At 70.3% G+C, this 16,954-nt stretch carries 13 protein-coding genes; 3 read left to right on the top strand and 10 right to left on the bottom strand.

The features are described from left to right. A complete protein-coding gene (locus HD594_RS05160) occupies positions 1 to 2,631 on the top strand; it encodes a glycoside hydrolase family 78 protein (protein WP_184749931.1) in 2,631 nt (876 codons plus the stop codon). On the opposite strand, the gene HD594_RS05155 is transcribed toward HD594_RS05160, so the two are convergent. Continuing rightward, on the bottom strand, positions 2,517 to 3,809 hold the full coding sequence (locus tag HD594_RS05155) for a multidrug effflux MFS transporter (protein WP_184749930.1): 1,293 nt from the start codon (positions 3,807 to 3,809) through the stop codon (positions 2,517 to 2,519). The two genes, HD594_RS05160 and HD594_RS05155, sit on opposite strands and share 115 nt — an antisense overlap. 53 nt (positions 3,810 to 3,862) lie before the next feature. On the opposite strand from HD594_RS05155, the gene HD594_RS05150 reads away from it, so the two are divergent. Further along, positions 3,863 to 4,300: a MarR family winged helix-turn-helix transcriptional regulator gene (locus HD594_RS05150; protein WP_184749929.1), complete on the top strand. Its 438-nt coding sequence runs from the start codon at positions 3,863 to 3,865 to the stop codon at positions 4,298 to 4,300. Positions 4,301 to 4,316: 16 nt separating this feature from the next. Here the strand turns inward: HD594_RS05150 and HD594_RS05145 are convergent, their stop codons facing one another. The 3 genes from HD594_RS05145 to HD594_RS05135 are packed head-to-tail and all read right to left on the bottom strand — an operon-like array spanning position 4,317 to position 8,415. Further along, positions 4,317 to 7,037, bottom strand: a complete 2,721-nt coding sequence (locus HD594_RS05145; RefSeq protein ID WP_184749928.1) for an alpha-L-rhamnosidase — start codon at positions 7,035 to 7,037, stop codon at positions 4,317 to 4,319. A 35-nt stretch (positions 7,038 to 7,072) separates the two neighbouring features. Then, positions 7,073 to 7,846, bottom strand: a complete 774-nt coding sequence (locus tag HD594_RS05140; protein WP_184749927.1) for an alpha/beta hydrolase — start codon at positions 7,844 to 7,846, stop codon at positions 7,073 to 7,075. Between the two features lie 2 nt (positions 7,847 to 7,848). Next, positions 7,849 to 8,415 carry a quercetin 2,3-dioxygenase gene (locus tag HD594_RS05135; protein WP_184749926.1) on the bottom strand — a complete coding sequence of 189 codons (567 nt, stop codon included), beginning with the start codon at positions 8,413 to 8,415 and terminating at the stop codon, positions 7,849 to 7,851. A 157-nt stretch (positions 8,416 to 8,572) separates the two neighbouring features. On the opposite strand from HD594_RS05135, the gene HD594_RS05130 reads away from it, so the two are divergent. Then, positions 8,573 to 9,499: a LysR family transcriptional regulator gene (locus HD594_RS05130; protein ID WP_184749925.1), complete on the top strand. Its 927-nt coding sequence runs from the start codon at positions 8,573 to 8,575 to the stop codon at positions 9,497 to 9,499. A gap of 20 nt (positions 9,500 to 9,519) precedes the next feature. Here HD594_RS05130 and HD594_RS05125 read toward each other — a convergent pair whose 3' ends face one another. The 6 genes from HD594_RS05125 to HD594_RS05100 form a co-directional block, all read right to left on the bottom strand. Further along, the gene (locus HD594_RS05125; protein WP_184749924.1) at positions 9,520 to 10,365 is read right to left on the bottom strand and encodes an ATP-binding cassette domain-containing protein; all 846 of its coding nucleotides are present in this window, start codon (positions 10,363 to 10,365) and stop codon (positions 9,520 to 9,522) included. Beyond that, the gene (locus tag HD594_RS05120) at positions 10,362 to 12,386 is read right to left on the bottom strand and encodes a dipeptide/oligopeptide/nickel ABC transporter permease/ATP-binding protein (RefSeq protein WP_184749923.1); all 2,025 of its coding nucleotides are present in this window, start codon (positions 12,384 to 12,386) and stop codon (positions 10,362 to 10,364) included. Before HD594_RS05120 ends, HD594_RS05125 begins: the two co-directional genes overlap by 4 nt. Beyond that, positions 12,383 to 13,324 carry an ABC transporter permease gene (locus HD594_RS05115; RefSeq protein WP_184749922.1) on the bottom strand — a complete coding sequence of 314 codons (942 nt, stop codon included), beginning with the start codon at positions 13,322 to 13,324 and terminating at the stop codon, positions 12,383 to 12,385. The genes HD594_RS05120 and HD594_RS05115 overlap by 4 nt, the downstream gene beginning before the upstream one ends. Positions 13,325 to 13,378: 54 nt before the next feature. Then, the gene (locus HD594_RS05110) at positions 13,379 to 14,944 is read right to left on the bottom strand and encodes an ABC transporter substrate-binding protein (RefSeq protein WP_184749921.1); all 1,566 of its coding nucleotides are present in this window, start codon (positions 14,942 to 14,944) and stop codon (positions 13,379 to 13,381) included. Positions 14,945 to 15,218: 274 nt separating this feature from the next. Continuing rightward, complete coding sequence (locus HD594_RS05105) at positions 15,219 to 16,052, bottom strand: fumarylacetoacetate hydrolase family protein (protein WP_184749920.1); 834 nt, start codon at positions 16,050 to 16,052, stop codon at positions 15,219 to 15,221. After that, positions 16,049 to 16,924 carry a fumarylacetoacetate hydrolase family protein gene (locus HD594_RS05100; protein ID WP_184749919.1) on the bottom strand — a complete coding sequence of 292 codons (876 nt, stop codon included), beginning with the start codon at positions 16,922 to 16,924 and terminating at the stop codon, positions 16,049 to 16,051. The genes HD594_RS05105 and HD594_RS05100 overlap by 4 nt, the downstream gene beginning before the upstream one ends. Positions 16,925 to 16,954 lie beyond the last annotated feature (30 nt).

Below are 16,954 nucleotides of genomic sequence, written 5' to 3'. Positions count from 1 at the left end.
ATGACCGCAGCCGTCCGCCCTGTCACGATCGAGCACCATCGCGAGCCCCTCGGCATCGGCGAGAGCCACCCCCGCCTGTCCTGGGTCGTGGACACCGACGAAGCCGGGTGGCGTCAACGCGCCTATGAGATCGAGGTCTCGGTCCCGGAGGCCGGCACCGAGACGTTCACCAGCGGGCGAGTCGACTCGGACGCGCAGGTCCTCGTCGACTGGCCGGTCGAAGCCCTGCCCAGCCGCGCGCGGCGATCGGTGCGAGTACGTGTGTGGGGCCCGGACGATGCCGCGAGCGCGTGGAGTGACCCGACCGCCCTCGAGACGGGGCTGACCGATCCCGCGCTCTGGACCGCATCGCTGGTCGCACCCGGACTGCCCGCCCCCGGCGACGACGGCGAGCCGGCGATGCTGTTGCGCGGCGAGGCGACGCTGGGCAGCGGCATCCGTCGCGCCCGCATCCGGGCCACCGCCCACGGCGTCATGACCTTGCACCTCAACGGGGAGACCGTCGGCGAAGACGTGCTGCACCCGGGCTGGACGAGCTACGTGAACCGCCTGCGCTACCGCACGTGGGACGTCACGGATCAGGTGCGCGAGGGCGTCAACGCCCTCGGCGTCCACCTGGCCGACGGCTGGTATCGCGGTTTCCTCGGCTTCGGCGGGCTGCGCGACACATACGGCGACCGCACCGCCGCGCTCGTGCAGCTCGAGGTCGAGCATGAGGACGGCTCGCTCGCCGTGTTCGGCACCGACGGCACGTGGCGCTGGGCGCCCGGCCCGGTGACCCGCGCGGACCTGTACATGGGCGAGACGTTCGACGCCCGCCGCGCCGTCGCAGGCTGGAGCGAGCCCGGCTTCGACGACTCGGCATGGCGACCCGTGTCGGTCGTCGACCTCGACCCCGCCACGGTCGTCGCACCCGATGGTCCCGCCGTGCGGCGAACCGCGTCGGTGCGCCCTGTCGCGATCACGACGTCGCCGGCGGGGCGCACGCTCGTCGACTTCGGTCAGAACCTCGTGGGACGCCTGCGCGTGCGGGTCCCCGCGGGCGAACCGGGGACGACGATCACGCTGCGCCACGCCGAGGTCCTCGAGGACGGCGAACTCGGGACCCGCCCGCTGCGCCGCGCGAAGGCGACCGACGAGGTGGTCATCGCGGGCGGGGCCTTCACGTGGGAGCCGGCGTTCACCTTCCACGGCTTCCGCTACGCCGAGGTCGAGGGGTGGCCCGGAGAGCTCACGCTCGACGACCTCGAAGCCGTCGTCGTCCACACCGACATGCGCCGGCTCGGCGCGTTCGAGGCATCCGATCCCCTGCTCACGCGCCTGCACGAGAACGTCGTGTGGGGGATGCGGGGCAACTTCCTCGACGTCCCGACCGACTGCCCGCAGCGAGACGAACGACTCGGCTGGACCGGCGACCTGCAGGTCTTCGCGCCGACCGCCTCGTTCCTCTACGACACGTCGGGGATGCTCACCGGCTGGCTCGCCGACCTCGCCGCCGACCAGACCGCCGAGGGCAATGTGCCGGTGTACGTCCCGTGGGCCGAGGTCGACCCGCACCTGCCGCCGCTCGGCGCCGAGGCGGGCTGGGGCGACGCCGCCACCGTCGTGCCCTGGACGCTGTACGAGCGGTACGGCGATGTCGGCATCCTCCGCCGCCAGTGGGCGTCGATGACTTCGTGGACCGACTTCTTCGCTGCGCGCGCCGGCGACGAGATCGACTTCCCGGGCGGCGGCTTCTCGTTCGGCGACTGGCTCGACTCGGCCGCACCCGACGACCAGCCGTGGGCGGCGCGACTGCCGTGGCAGGCGGTGGCGACGGCGTACCTCGCACGCTCGGCGCGCATCGTGCGCGACACCGCCCTGCTGCTGGGCGACGAGTCCGCCGCAGCGAGGTACGACGGCCTGTTCGACCGAGCCGCGACGCGCTTCCGCACCGAGTACGTCACACCGTCCGGCCGCGCGGCGTTCCCGTCACAGACCGCGTATGCACTCGGCATTGCGTTCGACCTCCTGCTGCCCGACCAGCGCCAGCACGCAGGCTCCCTGCTGGCCGACCAGGTGGCTGCCGACGGCTTCCACGTCGGCTCGGGCTTCCTCGGCACCCCCGTCGTGTGCGACGCGCTGGCCGACACCGGCCATGCCGCGACCGCGTGGCGCCTGCTGCTGCAGCAGGAGTGCCCCTCCTGGCTGTACGCCGTGACGATGGGAGCGACGACGATCTGGGAGCGCTGGAACTCCATGCTCCCCGACGGCTCGATCAACCCGGGCGAGATGACCTCGTTCAACCACTACGCTTTCGGCGCGATCGCGGACTTCCTGCACCGCCGGGTCGCAGGCCTCGCCCCGGATGCCCCCGGGTACCGTCGCCTGCGCATCGCGCCGGTGCCGACGCCCGAGCTGACGTGGGCGCGCGCCTCGCACGAGACGCCGTACGGCCGCGCCGCCGTGTCGTGGACGCTCGACGGCGAGGACTTCGCGCTCGAGGTCGTCGTGCCGCCGTCGACCGAGGCGACCGTTCAGCTGCCCGACGGCTCGGCTCCCATCGAGGTGGCATCCGGCACGCACACTTTCACGTGCCGGTTCGCCCCCGAGTCCGCCGCATCCGCACCTGCCGCCTTCTCCGCCGCCTGAGGCGAGGCAGCTCGTCCGGCCAGGTGCGCGGCCCCCGCGAGCAGCGCGAGAACGAGCATCACGATCGCGAGCGGCAGCGTCGCGTTCCCAACCTCGAGGCTCACGAGGGGCGACACGAGCGCCCCGAGCCCGAACTGACCCGCGCCGAGCACGGCCGAGCCCGTTCCGACCGCGGTCGGGACAGCCGCCAGCGCGAGAGCGGTTGCCGGGCCCATCACGAAGCCGAGCGAAGAGACCGCGACGAAGATCGGGACGGCCATCCAGCCGGCGGGCGCGCCGGACACGGACAGGACGAACAGCACGCCGGTCGCGCCGATGAGGCCCGCAACGCCCATCCCGAGGACGCCGCGCGCCGGGATCGTGCGCAGCAGCCGGGTCGCCAGGGCGCTGGCCGCGGCGAGACCGAGCGCGTTGACGCCGAACAGGACGCCGTAGACGACCGCGTCCAGTCCCATGACCTCCTGGTACAGGAACGGCGACGCCGAGATGTAAGCCATCATCGCCGCGAAACCGAGAACGAAGGTCGCAGCCGGACCCGCGTAGCCAAGCGATCCGAGGGCGCGGAACCCGCCGGCGGCTCCCCGGCCGCGGCGCTCGCGGGGAAGGGACTCCTCGACGACGAACCAGGATGCGAGCAGCATCGCGACGGCGAGTGCGGCGAGGACGGCCAGGATCCCGCGCCAGCCGAGGACGTCGACGACGAGGCTTCCCGCCAGCGGGGCGATGATCGGCGCGATCCCGCCCACAATCATCATGAGGCTGAACGCACGGGCGGCGGCATCCCCGCGCTCGCGGTCTGCGATCACCGCACGACCCAGCACCATCCCGGCCGCACCGCTCAGCCCCTGCAGGAACCGCGCCGCGATCAGGAACTCGATCGAGGGCGCGAACACGGCGGCGACGCTCGCGGCGGCGAAGAGGACCGCTCCCACCAGAAGCGGACCGCGACGCCCGAGGCGGTCCGACAGCGGACCGAAGACGAGCTGTCCGATGGCGAGGCCCACCAGGAAGCTCGTGAGGGTGAGCTGGATGGCGGTCGCCGACGTGTCGAGGTCTGCGGCCATCAGGGGGAACGCCGGCAGATACAGGTCGGTGGAGAACGGCGCAACGCTCGCCAGCAGAGCCAGCACCACGAGCAGCAGGGGTGGGATTCCGGATCGTGGCGTCACGTCGGTCATATATATTTTTATCATTCGTTAACTATCGAACGACAAGGATATACGATCGTTCCATGGAGCACACAAGGATGTCGCCGCTCTTCTCCCTGGCCGACCTGATCCTGGCGGTGTCGCGCCAGCTGAGCCTGTACGACGATGGGGCCGCAGCGGGGCCGACGCCTCTCGAGACCACGGTGCTGCGCTACGTCGACCGCAATCCCGGCACGACCGCGGGCGCGGCCGCGGCGGCGACGCTGCTGCAGCCCAGCAACTTCAGTCGTGCCCTGCGCAGCCTCGAGGCCAAGGGGTTCATCCGTCGCGAGCACGACGAGCACGATGCCCGTTCGATCAGGCTCCACCCCACCGAGCGCGCCGCGGCGAACCTCGATCGCCTCGATGCGACGTGGAGCGCGATGCTCGACGGGATCCTCGACGACGGGACGCGGGACACGCTCATCGCAACACTCGAGCGCATCGAGCGCCAGCTCGCGGAGCGACGTCGGCCGGGCTGATGCACCGCCCGCGTTCTCAGGCGCGGACCACCGCCCGGTCGAGCTGAAGGATGTGCGTGGAGGTCTCCGCAGGGAGCGGGATCGTGCCGCCGTCGACCTCCAGCACCGCGTCGACGCCGTACGGCACGGTGACGGTGACGGTCGCGCCATCGGCGTCCAGCCACCACTCGACCGCGAGCCGCCCGGCCGGCGTGCCCACGTGCGCTCTCGCGTGCGCGAGACCCGACGCGAGGTCGGGTGCGATGGCCACGGAGCGGAAGCCAGGCGCCGCGGGCTGGATGCCGGCGACGCGGCGATACAGCCAGTCGTCGACGCAGCCGAATGCGTAGTGGTTGAGCGAGACCGCGCGAACGCCGCCATCGGGCCCGATGGCGTCCCATGACTCCCAGATCGTCGTCGCCCCGCGATCGACCTCGTACAGCCACGAGGGGGCGGCGTCCTGCCACAGCAGGGTGCGCGCGAGGTCGCGGTGGCCGGCGTCCCACAGCACGTCCAGCAGGTAGGGGACGGAGAGGAAGCCGGTGTCGAGGCGGTCGCCGCGCTCGTGGATGAGGCGAACGAGTTCCGCGACGGCCGCGTCGACGCGGTCTCCCGGGATCATGCCGAACGCGAGGGCGATCACGTACGGCCCTTGGAGCTCCACGGAAAGTCGCCCGGACTCGTCGACGTACTCCGCCGCGAATGCACCGCGCACCTGCGCCGCCTCGACCGCGAGCGCGCCGGACTCCTCGCCCCGGCCGAGGACCTCGGCCATGCGCGCCGCGAGGGTGAGCGTCTGCGCCTGGAACATCGGAGCCACCAGTTCTCCGGTGAGCGAAGGCGCGATCCCGATCGCCTCGTGGAGCGGGCGGCCTTCCATCGTCGAGGGCGTGAGCCAGTCGCCGAAGTGCGTGCCGGTGTTGAACAGGAGCCGCTGGGCGGCGAGACGCTCGGGCGAGAGCTCCTCGGCGACGAGACCGTTGGGAAGCTCCGCTCGCGCCTGCAAACGCTGGTAGTCGATCCACCGCAGGACGGCGTCGTAGTTGTCGCGCAGCACCCGGGTGTCGCCGTACCGCTCGTACAGAGTCCAGGGCACGAACGCGATCGCGTCGCTCCATCCCGCTGCCGCGACGATGGACCCGATGCCCTCGGCAGCGGCGGCGGCCTCGGCGTCGAACGGGGAGTACGGCGAGGTGATGGTGACGCGTCCGTCGTCCCGCTGGTCGGCGCGGACGTTGTCGAGCCATCGGCCGAGGAAGGGCAACACCCGGGCGTTGTTCGATGCGGCAGCGGCGAAGACCTGCGCGTCGCCGGTCCAGCCCGCGCGCTCCCGCTGCGGGCAGTCGGTCGGGATCGACAGGAAGTTGGCGCGCTGGCTCCACACGACGTTGTCGTGCAGGCGCGTCAGCCGCGCGTCCGAGCAGGTGAATCCACCGGTCTGATCGAGGTCGCTCGAGATGACGACGGCCGCGATGTCGGCGGGAACGAGCACATCGATGAGCCCGCGGACGCGTGCGTAGCGGAATCCATGGAAGGTGAATTCCGGCTCCCACTCCTCGTCGCCCCCGGCGGCGACGAGGACATCGGTCTGCTCCTTGTTGATGCCGGCGATGTTGTCGAACCAGTCCCCCGCCGCGTCGAGCGTCTCGGTGTGCTCGATCGTGATCTCCTGCCCCGGCACGGTGTCGCGCACGCGCAACCGCACGCGCCCGGCGATCACCTGCCCGAAGTCCACGATCGCGCCGTCGGCCGTCTCGCGTACCGAGATCGCCGGCAGCTCGCCGACGCGCCGGATCGGCTCGCCGGAGAAGGGCACGAGCGTGCCCGCATCCGCTCCTGCGATCTCGACGGGCGTCCAGGCGGAGTCGTCGAACCCCGCGACGCGCCACCCCGGGGGCTCGCAGCGGCGGTCGACCTTTTCGCCGATGAACAGCTCGGCGTAGACCCACGATCCGATCGCACTGCGGACATCCGCGCCCGAGACCACGATCTCGCTTCGCCCGTTGGCGTAGTCCAGGTGAAGCTGCCAGATGGCCTCGGTCGTGTCGCCGAACTGAGCGCTCGAGCCGGTGAGCCCGATCCGCCCGGCCCACCAGCCGTCGGCGAGAGCGACGCCGAGGACGTTCTCGCCCGCGCGCAGCTGCGCGGTGACGTCGTAGACCTGCACGCTCACCCGATGCTCGTAGCTGTCGAAGCCGGGGGCGAGCACCTCGTCGCCGACGCGTTCGCCGTTCGCCCACGCCGAATACGAGCCGTGGGCCGTGGCGTGGAGGCGAGCGCGCACGAGACCGGGAGACACCCGGAACGACTGGCGCAGCAGCTGCACCGGGCGAAGACGATCCTCGAGCGAGGCCTCCGGGCCGGCACCGCGGATCCAGTCCACGATGCTCCACCGCTCGACGAGAGCCGGCTGCTGCACGGGCCGAACCCACGATGCCGACCAGTCGGACTCGTGCAGAAGCGCGGTCGTGAACGTCGCCTCCGCCCACGGTGTAGGTCCGTCGGCCGTGAGGCTGCGCACGCGCCAGCGATACGCGGCGTTCGATCGCAGCGGCGGACCGGCGTACTCGACCGGCGCGGCGGATGCGCCGGTCGAGACCACGTGATGCCACAGGCGCCCGGATGCATCGGCGACCTCGAGTTCGCGACCCGCCGAGGCATGGTCGACGGTCCACGAGAAACGCGGGTGGGCGGCACCGATGCCGATGGGCTCGGTCAGGTACTCGACACGCAGGTCGGCACACCGGGGCGTGGTCATCGGGTCTCCTTCGCAGCTGCCGGCGGGCAGGTGGCTCACGCGGTGACGCGGCGGACGAAGGCCAGTGCGTCGGCGAACAGGGGTGCTGTGTCGGCCACGCCCTGCCAGAAGTGGCGGCCGCCGGGCACGCGGCGCAACTCCACCGGTGCGCCCGCACGCTCGAGCGCACCCGCGAGCAACTCGCTCTGCGAGATCGGGACGTGGACGTCGTCGGTGCCGTGAGCGATGTGGAAGGGCGGCGCGTCCGGGCGGACCTGGAGCGCCGGGGATGCGAGCCGCGCAAGATCGGGGACGGATGCCGCCGGGGCGCCGAGCCAGCGCGCCTCTCTCGTCGCGTCCGCAGGCTCGCCGGTCGGATGCTTCGCCATCTCGAAGAGCTCCGTCGGGCCGAACCAGTCGACGACGCCTCGCACGTCGTCGCGGCGGAGCCCCGTCAACGCCGCGATCGTCGCGCCCGCGGAGACACCCCACAGCACGATCCGCGATGCGTCGTAGCCGTACTCGGCGGCATGCTCGCCGAGCCATCCGATCGCGGCATCCGCGTCGTCGAGCTGTGCGGGGAAGCCCGCCTCGCCGCTCAGCCGGTACTCGCACGACGCGACCGCGAAGCCGGCCGCGACGATGCGGTCGAACGATGTTTCCGCCGCGATTCCCGGCGTGAACACCCTGCGGCTGCCGCGGAGGAACCCCCCGCCGTGGAAGAACACGACGAGGGGCGCCTCCGCGGCAGTCGGCATCCGCAGATCGAGCGACAGCGGACGGAAGCCCTCGGGCTGGGCGTAGTCGATCTCGAGGACCGAAGCTGGCATGTTCAGTCGCGGAACTGGAACTCGGGCATGAAGACGGTGGCGTACTTCTCACCCGCCGCGCGCATGATGTCGGGCGAGGGGACATAGACGCCCTGCGGCTCGTTCAGGTCGGTCTTCTGGCCGATGGCGTGGAAGAACCGTTCGAAGCCGGCCGTGCCCGCGCCGAAGACCGTGGTGGTGTTCTCGATCTTGAAGGCGTGGACGATGCCGGCCGGCACGTACGCGAAGTCACCCGTCGTGAGCGTGGTCTTCGTGTGATAGTCGGCCTGGTCGTCCATCCACACCGAGATCTCGCCGTCGACGACGTAGAAGAACTCGTGGGTCTTGAGGTGGATGTGCGCCGGGATCCGGTCTCCCTGCCGGGCCTTCATCGTCCACGCACCGTACTGGTCCTCGGTCTCGTCGCCCGAGAGAAGGATCTCGAACAGCTGATCGAAGACGAGCGACTTCTCGCCCTGGCCCTCCCCCAGCACGAACGGCTTGGGCGCGGCGGGCAGGAGCCCCGCGAACGGCACCTTCTGCGGGTCGTCGGTCGGGAAGGTCATGGGTCGGGACGTGATGGTTGACATGTGCTTACCTCCTTGTGAAGCATGGTCGCCGTTAGGTCAGGTCTACTGCCTGACAACGTGCTCGGCTCGTCGCCGTTGTTCGATTTTCAAACCTGAACGGGTGAAGAGGAAGTTCGACCTCCCTACTCGTCATTAGTCTCAGGCTAATATTGCGCGCATGGATGTCCCCATTCACGCCGTCCGGTCGTTCTGCGTGCTCGCCGACGAGCTGCACTTCGGGCGCGCGGCCGCACGCCTGCGTATCACGCCGCCGTCGCTCAGCCAGCAGATCAGCCGGCTCGAGGACCAGATCGGCACGCGGCTGTTCGATCGCAGCCCTCGCCACGTCGAGCTGACCGAGCACGGCCGCGAGCTGCTGCCGCTCGCCCGCCGGGTGCAGTCCGACCACGATGAGCTGCTGGCGTGGGCGCGCGCGCTGCACACCCGATCCGATGCCCCCACGCTTCGGCTGGGAATGGTCGCCTCCGGCTCGGCCGTCCCGACCACGAACATCATCTCGGCGATGCTGCAGTCCGCGCCCGACGTGCGCGTCGAGATGAGACGTCTCGGGTTCTTCGACGTCGAGCCTGCCCTGACCAGCGGTGATGTCGACGTGGTCTTCTCGCCGTGGCCCATGAAACTGCCCAGTCGGATTCGCGTCGAGGCGCTGTGGGAGGAGCCGCGCGTCCTCATCGTCCCCGTCGGTCACCCGCTGGCAGGGCGAGACTCGATCTCGATCGTCGAGGCGTCGGACGAGGTGTTCGTCTCCGCGGGGGGCGGTGACCCCGAGATCGTCGACTGGTGGATCGTCGATCCGCGCCCGGACGGCTCGCGGCCGCGCCGCGGCCCCACGGCCGACAGCGTGGAGGGCCTGCTGGATCTGGTCGCCGCCGGTGCCGGCGTGAACATCGGCGGCGAGGGCGCTGTGGCCAACTACCGGCGCGAGGGGATCACCCACGCGCACATCGACGACATCGCCCCGGCGACGGTCGTGCTGTGCAGCCGCGCCGACGACACCAACCCGATGGTCGCGGCTTTCCGCCGCACCGCACGGCGGCTGTCGCCGCTCGACACGGCCGCGCCGCCCGAGCTGCTGTCCCGCTGACCCGCGGACGCTCTCGGAGCTCACGCCGCGGCCGACTCCTTCAACGCACGCCACGCCTCCCGCCGGCGCGCCTGCTCGTCGGGATCGGGGACGGGGGATGCCGCCATGAGCACGCGCGTGTAGTGCTCCTTCGGGTCGCGCACGACGTCGGCGGTGATGCCCTCTTCGACGATGCGGCCACGGTTGAGCACGATCACGCGCTGGGCCAGGAACTCGACCACCGCGATGTCGTGCGCGATGAACAGGTAGCCGAGGTCCGCGCCGCGGCGCAGCTCGGCGAGCAGGTTGAGCACCTGCGCCTGCGTCGAGAGGTCCAGGGCGCTCACCGCCTCGTCGCACACGACCAGCCGCGGGTCGGTAGCGAGGGCGCGCGCGATCGCGATGCGCTGACGCTGCCCACCCGAGAACTGGCGCGGCAGACGCTCACCCGCGTCCCGGGGCAGTCCCACCGACTCGAGCGCGTCGGCAACGCGGCGGGCCCTCTCGGCGCGGCCGACCCCGGCGACGCGCAACGGCTCCGAGACGGCGTCGCCGATCGGGCGGCGCGGATTCAGCGATGAGAACGGATCCTGGAAGACCGCGCGCAGATCGCCGTGCAGCGCTCGGCGCTCGGCCGGCGTCGCGCGGGTGATGTCGCGGCCCTCGAAGATGATCTGGCCGCTGGTGACGGGCTGGAGCCCGAGGATCGCCTTGCCGATCGTGGTCTTGCCCGACCCCGACTCGCCCACGAGTCCGAGTGTCTCGCCGCGGGCGATCGAGAACGACACCCCCTTCACCGCGGGCTCCACCTTGCGGCTGTACTGGATGACGAGATCCTTCACCTCGAGCAGCGGCTGGGTCGGATCGTGCTGGATCGGCGTGGTCATCGGCTTCCTCCCACGGTCTCGGCGGGCTCGGGCGCGAACCACTCATCTTGGCGGCCGAGCAGCTCGTCGCGGCGTACGCAGCGGACGACGCCCTCGCCGTCGGCGCGCGACTCGAGCGGCACCGCGGCGCGGCAGGCATCCGTCGCAAAGCGGCAGCGCTGCGCGAAGCGGCATCCGGCCGGCCACGATCCCGGCGTCGGGACCTGGCCCGGGATCGAGGCGAGTCGATCGGAATGGGCGAGCTCGACCGCCGCATGCGGGTCGGAGGCCAGCAGCGCCATCGTGTACGGATGCTCCGAGCTCAACAGCACATCGCGCACCGACCCGGTCTCGACGAGTTCGCCGGCGTACATGACGGCCACTTCGTCGCAGATGTCGGCGACCACACCCAGGTCGTGCGTGACGAGCACGACCGACATGCCGCGATCGGCGACGAGCCTCCGCAGAAGTCCCAGGATCTCGGCCTGCACCGTGACGTCGAGTGCGGTGGTCGGCTCGTCGGCGATCAGCAGACGGGGCGTGCCCGCGAGCGCGAGTGCGATCGCGACGCGCTGGGCCATGCCGCCCGAGATCTGGTGCGGGTAGCTGCGCAGCACGCGGGGCGGATCGACGATGCCGACGTCCACGAGCAGCTGCTCGGCGATCTTCTTCGCCTCGCCGCCGCCGCCGACGCGGCGCAGGCGCCGGATCGTGGTGGTGAGCTGGTTGCCCACCGTGAACATCGGGTCGAGGGCCCGCGTCGGCTCCTGCGAGATGTAGGCGATGTCGTGTCCGCGCACCTTCGCCATCACCGCGTCATCCGCGCCCGCGAGATCGACGTCACCCCAGCGGATGTGACCGGAGCGCACCGACAATCCGGGCGTGAGAAGGCCGAGCAGGGCGTGCGAGGTGACGCTCTTGCCGCAGCCGGACTCGCCGACGAGTCCCAGGACCGTTCCCGGGCGAACGCGCAGGCTGACGCCGGTGACGAGGGCCGGGCCGTCGTCGACCCCGAGCACGAGGTCCTCGACGCGCAGTTCGCCCTCGGCGACGCTGTCGTCGCCTGCGCTCGTGCCCGGGGCCTCCGCGGCGGTCGTGGCCGGGGCGGTCGACGCCGCGGCCGCGGACGCCGTGGGCCGGCGCGACCGCGTGCGGCGCAGCGCGACCAGCGGCGGCGGCGTCGCGTTGCCGCCGGAGAGGACATCGGCCATGCCGTTGGCGGCGATGATCGTCAGCGCCAGGACGACACCGGTGGGCACCATCATCCACGGCTGCTGGAAGATGAACTTCGAGGCCGCCTGGATCATGCCACCCCACGTCGGCTCGGGCGGCGGCGGGCCGAAGCCGATGAAGGCCAGGCCGGTCTGGATCAGGATGCCCACCCCGAACAGCAGCACGAACTGCACCGCGACGGTGGTGATCATGTTCGGCAGCACGTGCCGCCAGCTGGCGGCGAAGGGGCGCATGCCGTCGACGGCGGCGGCCTCGACGAAGAGCTGGCGATGCAGCGACGAGGCCTGCCCGACCTGGATGCGGTACTGCCCGCCGAACATCAGCACGCCGAGGACGATCATCACGAGGGGCATGTTCGTGCCGACCGCGGCGATGAACGCCAGGATGATCACCATCGTCGGGATCGAGAGGAAGACCTCGCTGACGCGCCCGGCCACCGACTCGACCTTCGCGTAGCGGCCGGCCGCCAGCACGACGGGGATGGTGATCGCCATCGCCACGAGCGGCGGGATCATCGCGAGGAACATGGTGGGGGCGGCGGCTGTCACGATGCGCGACAGCAGGTCGCGCCCGAGCTCGTCGGTACCGAGCAGGTGGGCCGCCGAGGGACCCTGCAGCACGGCCGAGAGGTCCTGCTCGAGGGGTCCGTAGCGCAGCCACAGCGGCGCGGTCAGCGAGGCAAGCACAAGCCCGACGAGCCAGATCGCGGCGATGAGCGCGGACGGGGAGCGCAGGATGCTGCCCGTCAGCCCTCGCGGCTTCTTCTTCTTGCGGGCCCGGAGGGCGATCGTCGTGGTGGAGTCGGTCATGAGGTCCTCAGCTTCGGGTCGAGGAAGCGGTTGAGCAGTTCGATCGCCACGTTCACGGCGACGACCACCAGGGTCGCCACGAGCACGAGGGCCTGCACCATCGGCAGGTCGGAGGCGCCGACCGCGGCCTGCATGGCCTGCCCGATCCCCGGCAGCGCGAACAGGGTCTCGATGATGACCGAGCCGCCGAAGAGGACGATGAACTGGATGGCGACGCTGGCGAGGATCGGCAGGCTCGCCCCGCGCAGGGCGTGGACGTAGACGATGCGGAGGCGGTGCGTGCCGAGGGCGCGGAGGGTGCGGATGTGCTCCTGCGCGAGCGCCTCGGCCATCGAGGCGCGCGTTTGTCTCGCGATGAAGCCGGCTGAGGTGATCGCGATCGTGATCACGGGAAGGATGAGCGACGCGAACCAGCGGGCGGGATCGACCTCGAGCGGAACGTAGCCGGTGGCCGGGAGGAGCCGCAGCTGCACGGCGAAGACGAAGACGAGGATGATGCCGAGCCAGAACTGCGGCAGCGAGAGGAAGACGCCCGAGAAGGCGGTGATGATGCGGTCGACGACGCCGCCGCGCACGGCCGCGATCACGCCGAAGGTGATGCCGAGCAGCGAGCTGACCAGCGTTCCGCCGATCGCGAGGGCTGCGGTGACTGGCAGGCGCTTGGCGATGTCGGCGCCGATGTCGCGCCCGTCGATGAGTGAGATGCCGAGGTCGCCGGTGACGACGCCGCCGACCCAGTTCGAGAACTGCACGAGCCACGGGTCGTACCACCCGATGGACGCGTTGTAGGCGACGATGTCGTCGGGAGTCGCGCCCATGCCGAGGACGACGGCTCCGGGCGTCGATCCCGACAGATGCATGAGGGCGAAGGCCGCGAACGACGCGACGAGCAACGTGATGACGGCGAACAGCACGCGCTTGAGGATGAAGACAAGCATGGGAAGTGCCCCTTCACCCGGGGCGCCGGCGGTGGCCGGCGCCCCGGGCTCGGATCAGGATGCGGGCTGGATGGTGGCGAGGATCGGGTAGGCCTCGGCACCGGCGAAGGTCGGCTCGGCGACCTTGCCCTGCTCGTAGCCCCACGCCGCGAACTCCTCATAGAGCGGGATGAGCCATCCCGACTCGACGAGCACGCGGTTCAGGTCGGTCAGCGCCTCGGCCTGGGCGGCTTCGCCCTGAGCGGCACCGTATGCCTGCGCCGCCGCCTGGATCTCGGGGCCCTCGGCGCCGTGGAAGTTCGCGAACCCGAACAGGACACCGTTGACGTTGCCGAGCGGGTTGCTCCACGTGAGGTTGAGCGGACCGCCCATGTAGTTCGTCCGCACAGCGGCGAAGAGCTCTTCCGTGGAGGCTGCCATGTTGAGCGTCACGTCGACGCCGATCGCGGCCCAGTACGTCTGGAGCGCCTCGAGGTCGCGCTGCGTGCGAGCCTGGATCGTCCACTCGAACTCGAGCCCGTCGGCGTAGCCCGCCTCGGCGAGCAGGTCCATGGCGGCCTCGGGGTCATAGGCGTACTCGTCCTCGAGCTCGGGGATGAAGCCCGGGCTGTCGGCGGGCAGCACGTTCCACGTCGGCTCCTGGCCGGGGTGGACCGCGGCGACGTACTCGGGGCGGTTGATGGCGATCGACAGCGCCTTGGCCACGAGCGGGTCCCCGAATGCGGGGTTCAGCGCGCCGGCCTTGTCCATCGCGAAGAGGTTCCAGATCGTGCCGCCGTTGAGCGCCACGGCCTTGCCCGACGACTCGACCTGGTCGGTGGTGTCGGCAGCGAGCAGCGTGATCTCGACCTCACCCGAGATGAGCGCGTTCGTGCGCGCCTGCGGGTCGAGGATCGGCTTGAACTCGTAGGAGTCGAAGGGGTAGTCGGCGGCGCGCTCGGCGCCGTCCTTCTTGACCAGGACGTACGAGTTGCCCTTGATGGTCGCGTCGGTGTCGACCGTCAGCGGACCCGAGCCGTCGGGCGTGGTGTCAAGGCTCGCACGGTCGGCGAGTCCGGTGGGGCCGACGATGGCGCCGCCCGGGAAGGCGAGGTTGCCCTGGAAGCCGGGCTGCGGCACGGCGAAGGTGAGGGTCAGCGTGTCCTCATCGACGACCTCGACATCCGTGATCTCGGTCTCGCCGCCAGCGGCGAGCTCGCGGTAGGCGTTCAGGTCGACGTTGTCGCGCTGGTCGAGGTTCTGCTTGACCAGGTCCGCGCTCAGCGCGGTGCCGTCGTCGAAGGTGAGCGTCGTGTCGACATCGAGGGTCATCTGGGTGAAGTCCTCGTTGAACGAGAAGTCCGTCGCGGCACTCGGGACCACCGATCCGTCCTCGCCGATCTCGAACAGGGAGTCGTAAATGCCCTCGAAGAAGAACCGCTGACCGTTGCTGTAGAGCAGCGGGTCGTACCCCTGGGGGGCCTGATCGGCGTCGAGGCCGATCACCAGGCTCGCGGTGTCGACGTCTCCGCCGCCGTCGGCGTCTCCGCCGCCGCCGCTGCAGGCGGTGAGGGTGAGTGCGGTTGCCGCGAATGCGGCGACAGCGATCACGCCGCGCGTGCGTGCTGTATGACGAACCATCCTGATCTCCAATGATCGATGTGCTGTGGGTGGACTTCGGTGTCTGCCCGGCGGTCGGGGCCGCGGGTGCTTCTATCGTGACTAGTGAAAGTCACTTTTGCTATTCGGAAGTAGGCACGGAGGGTTAGTCTGCGCCTAACGTGAGTGTGGCTTGACCCGCGTACCCGATCCGATCGGGTGCAGTCATCTTGCTCAGACCTCGCGTCATCAGGGAAGAGTGAGTCCGCTATGGCCTGCATCAGCGCGACTGATACTCCGGCTGATATCAGCGCGGCTAGCGGAACCGCGTCGTCAGCTCCCCGACACCCTCGATGACGGACGTGAGGGTCTCTCCCGCTCGAAGGAACCGCTGCGGCGCGCGACGGTTGCCGATCCCCGAGGGCGTGCCGCTGAAGATGATGTCTCCGGGCAGCAGCGTCGCGACGGCCGACAGGCGGACGATCAGCTCGGGGATGTCGTAGATCATGCGGGACGTGCGCGAGTCCTGCATGACCTCGTCGTCGATGGCGCACGAGATCGCGAGATCCGCGGGATCGTCGAGCTCGTCGGGCGTGACGATCCACGGCCCGGTGGGCGAGAAGCCGGGATGCGACTTCGCGAGGCTGAACTGCGGCATCGTGCCGGCGAGCTGCGCGACGCGCTCGGAGAGATCCTGCCCGACGGTGAATCCCGCTACGTGCTTCCACGCATCCTCGCGACGGATGCCGTGACCGCCGCGGCCGATGACCACGACGAGTTCGACCTCCCAGTCGACGTTGCCGTCAGGGAGGACGACGGTCGCCTCGGGCCCGGTCAGGCTCGACGGGAACTTCGTGAACGTCACCGGCAGACTGTCGGGCGGGTACCCGGCCTCGTCGGCGTGCTCACGATAGTTCACGCCGATCGCGAAGATCTGCGGCGGGCGCGGCACCGGCGGCCCGAGGTCGGCGCGGTCGAACGCTTCGCCCGCGGCATCCGCCCCCGCCGCCCACGCGGCGAACGCGTCCCAGTCGGCGTAGGCCGACATCGGGTCGGGGCCGAAGCGGCCCTCCGACGCGGTCGCCACGTCGACCGCCGTCCCACCCCGGGTGACCAGGGCGAGACGGCCGGCCAGGTTCGCGATCCTCACCAGTCCACCCGCTGCGGCGCCGGCTCGCCGTACCGCTCTTCCCACGAGATGACCTTGTTGCGGAGGACGCCCAGACCCTCGATCTCGGCCTCGACGACGTCGCCCGGCTGGAGGTAGAAGTCGAAGGGGTTCTTCTGCACCGCCGCAACGCCCGAGATGGTGCCGGTGGTGAGGAGGTCGCCCGCCGAGAAGATCTGCGGCGAGTGATACGCGACCAGGTGCGGCCACTGGATGCGGGTCTGGTTGGTGTTGCCCTGCTGGCGCACCTCGCCGTTGACCCGCAGCTGCATCGCCATGTTGTGCATGTCGGGGATCTCGTCCTTGGTGACGATCCACGGGCCGATCGGGCAGAAGGTGTCGATGCCCTTCGAGAACGAGAAGACGCCGGACTCCATCTCCTTGCGCTGGATGTCGCGCGCGGTGATGTCGTTGAAGATCGTGAAGCCGGCGATGTAGTCCTCGGCCTCCTCGGGCGAGAAGAACTTGCCGGACTTGCCGATCACGATCGCCATCTCGAGCTCGTAGTCGAGCTCCTTCGTCAGCCCCTCGGGGTAGACGATGTCGTCCTCGGGACCGATGATCGCGTCGAGGTTCTGGAAGAACACGATGCCCTTGTGCACCGGGTGCGACCAGTCGACGGCGGTCAGCTCGTTGTGGTGGTCGATGAAATTCCCGGCGGTGTGGAAGAACTTCTTCGGGCGGATGGGGGCCTCGAGCTTCACATCGGCGTAGTTCAGCCGCTCGCCGGTCTCGGCGACCTTGCCGTCGCGCTCGAAGTACTCGCGGGTCGAGGGGACATCGAGCTCGATGACGAGCCCTTCTTCGAGCTCCAGGCGGCCGACGCGGCCGCCGTCGAAGGTGATCAGCTTCATTTCTGTCTCTCCTGTGTCGTTTCTCGGATG

Source organism: Microbacterium thalassium (assembly GCF_014208045.1).
Lineage (GTDB): Bacteria > Actinomycetota > Actinomycetes > Actinomycetales > Microbacteriaceae > Microbacterium > Microbacterium thalassium.
Note: the sequence above shows the minus strand (reverse complement) of the source record. Positions and strands in the feature narration are given on the sequence as shown.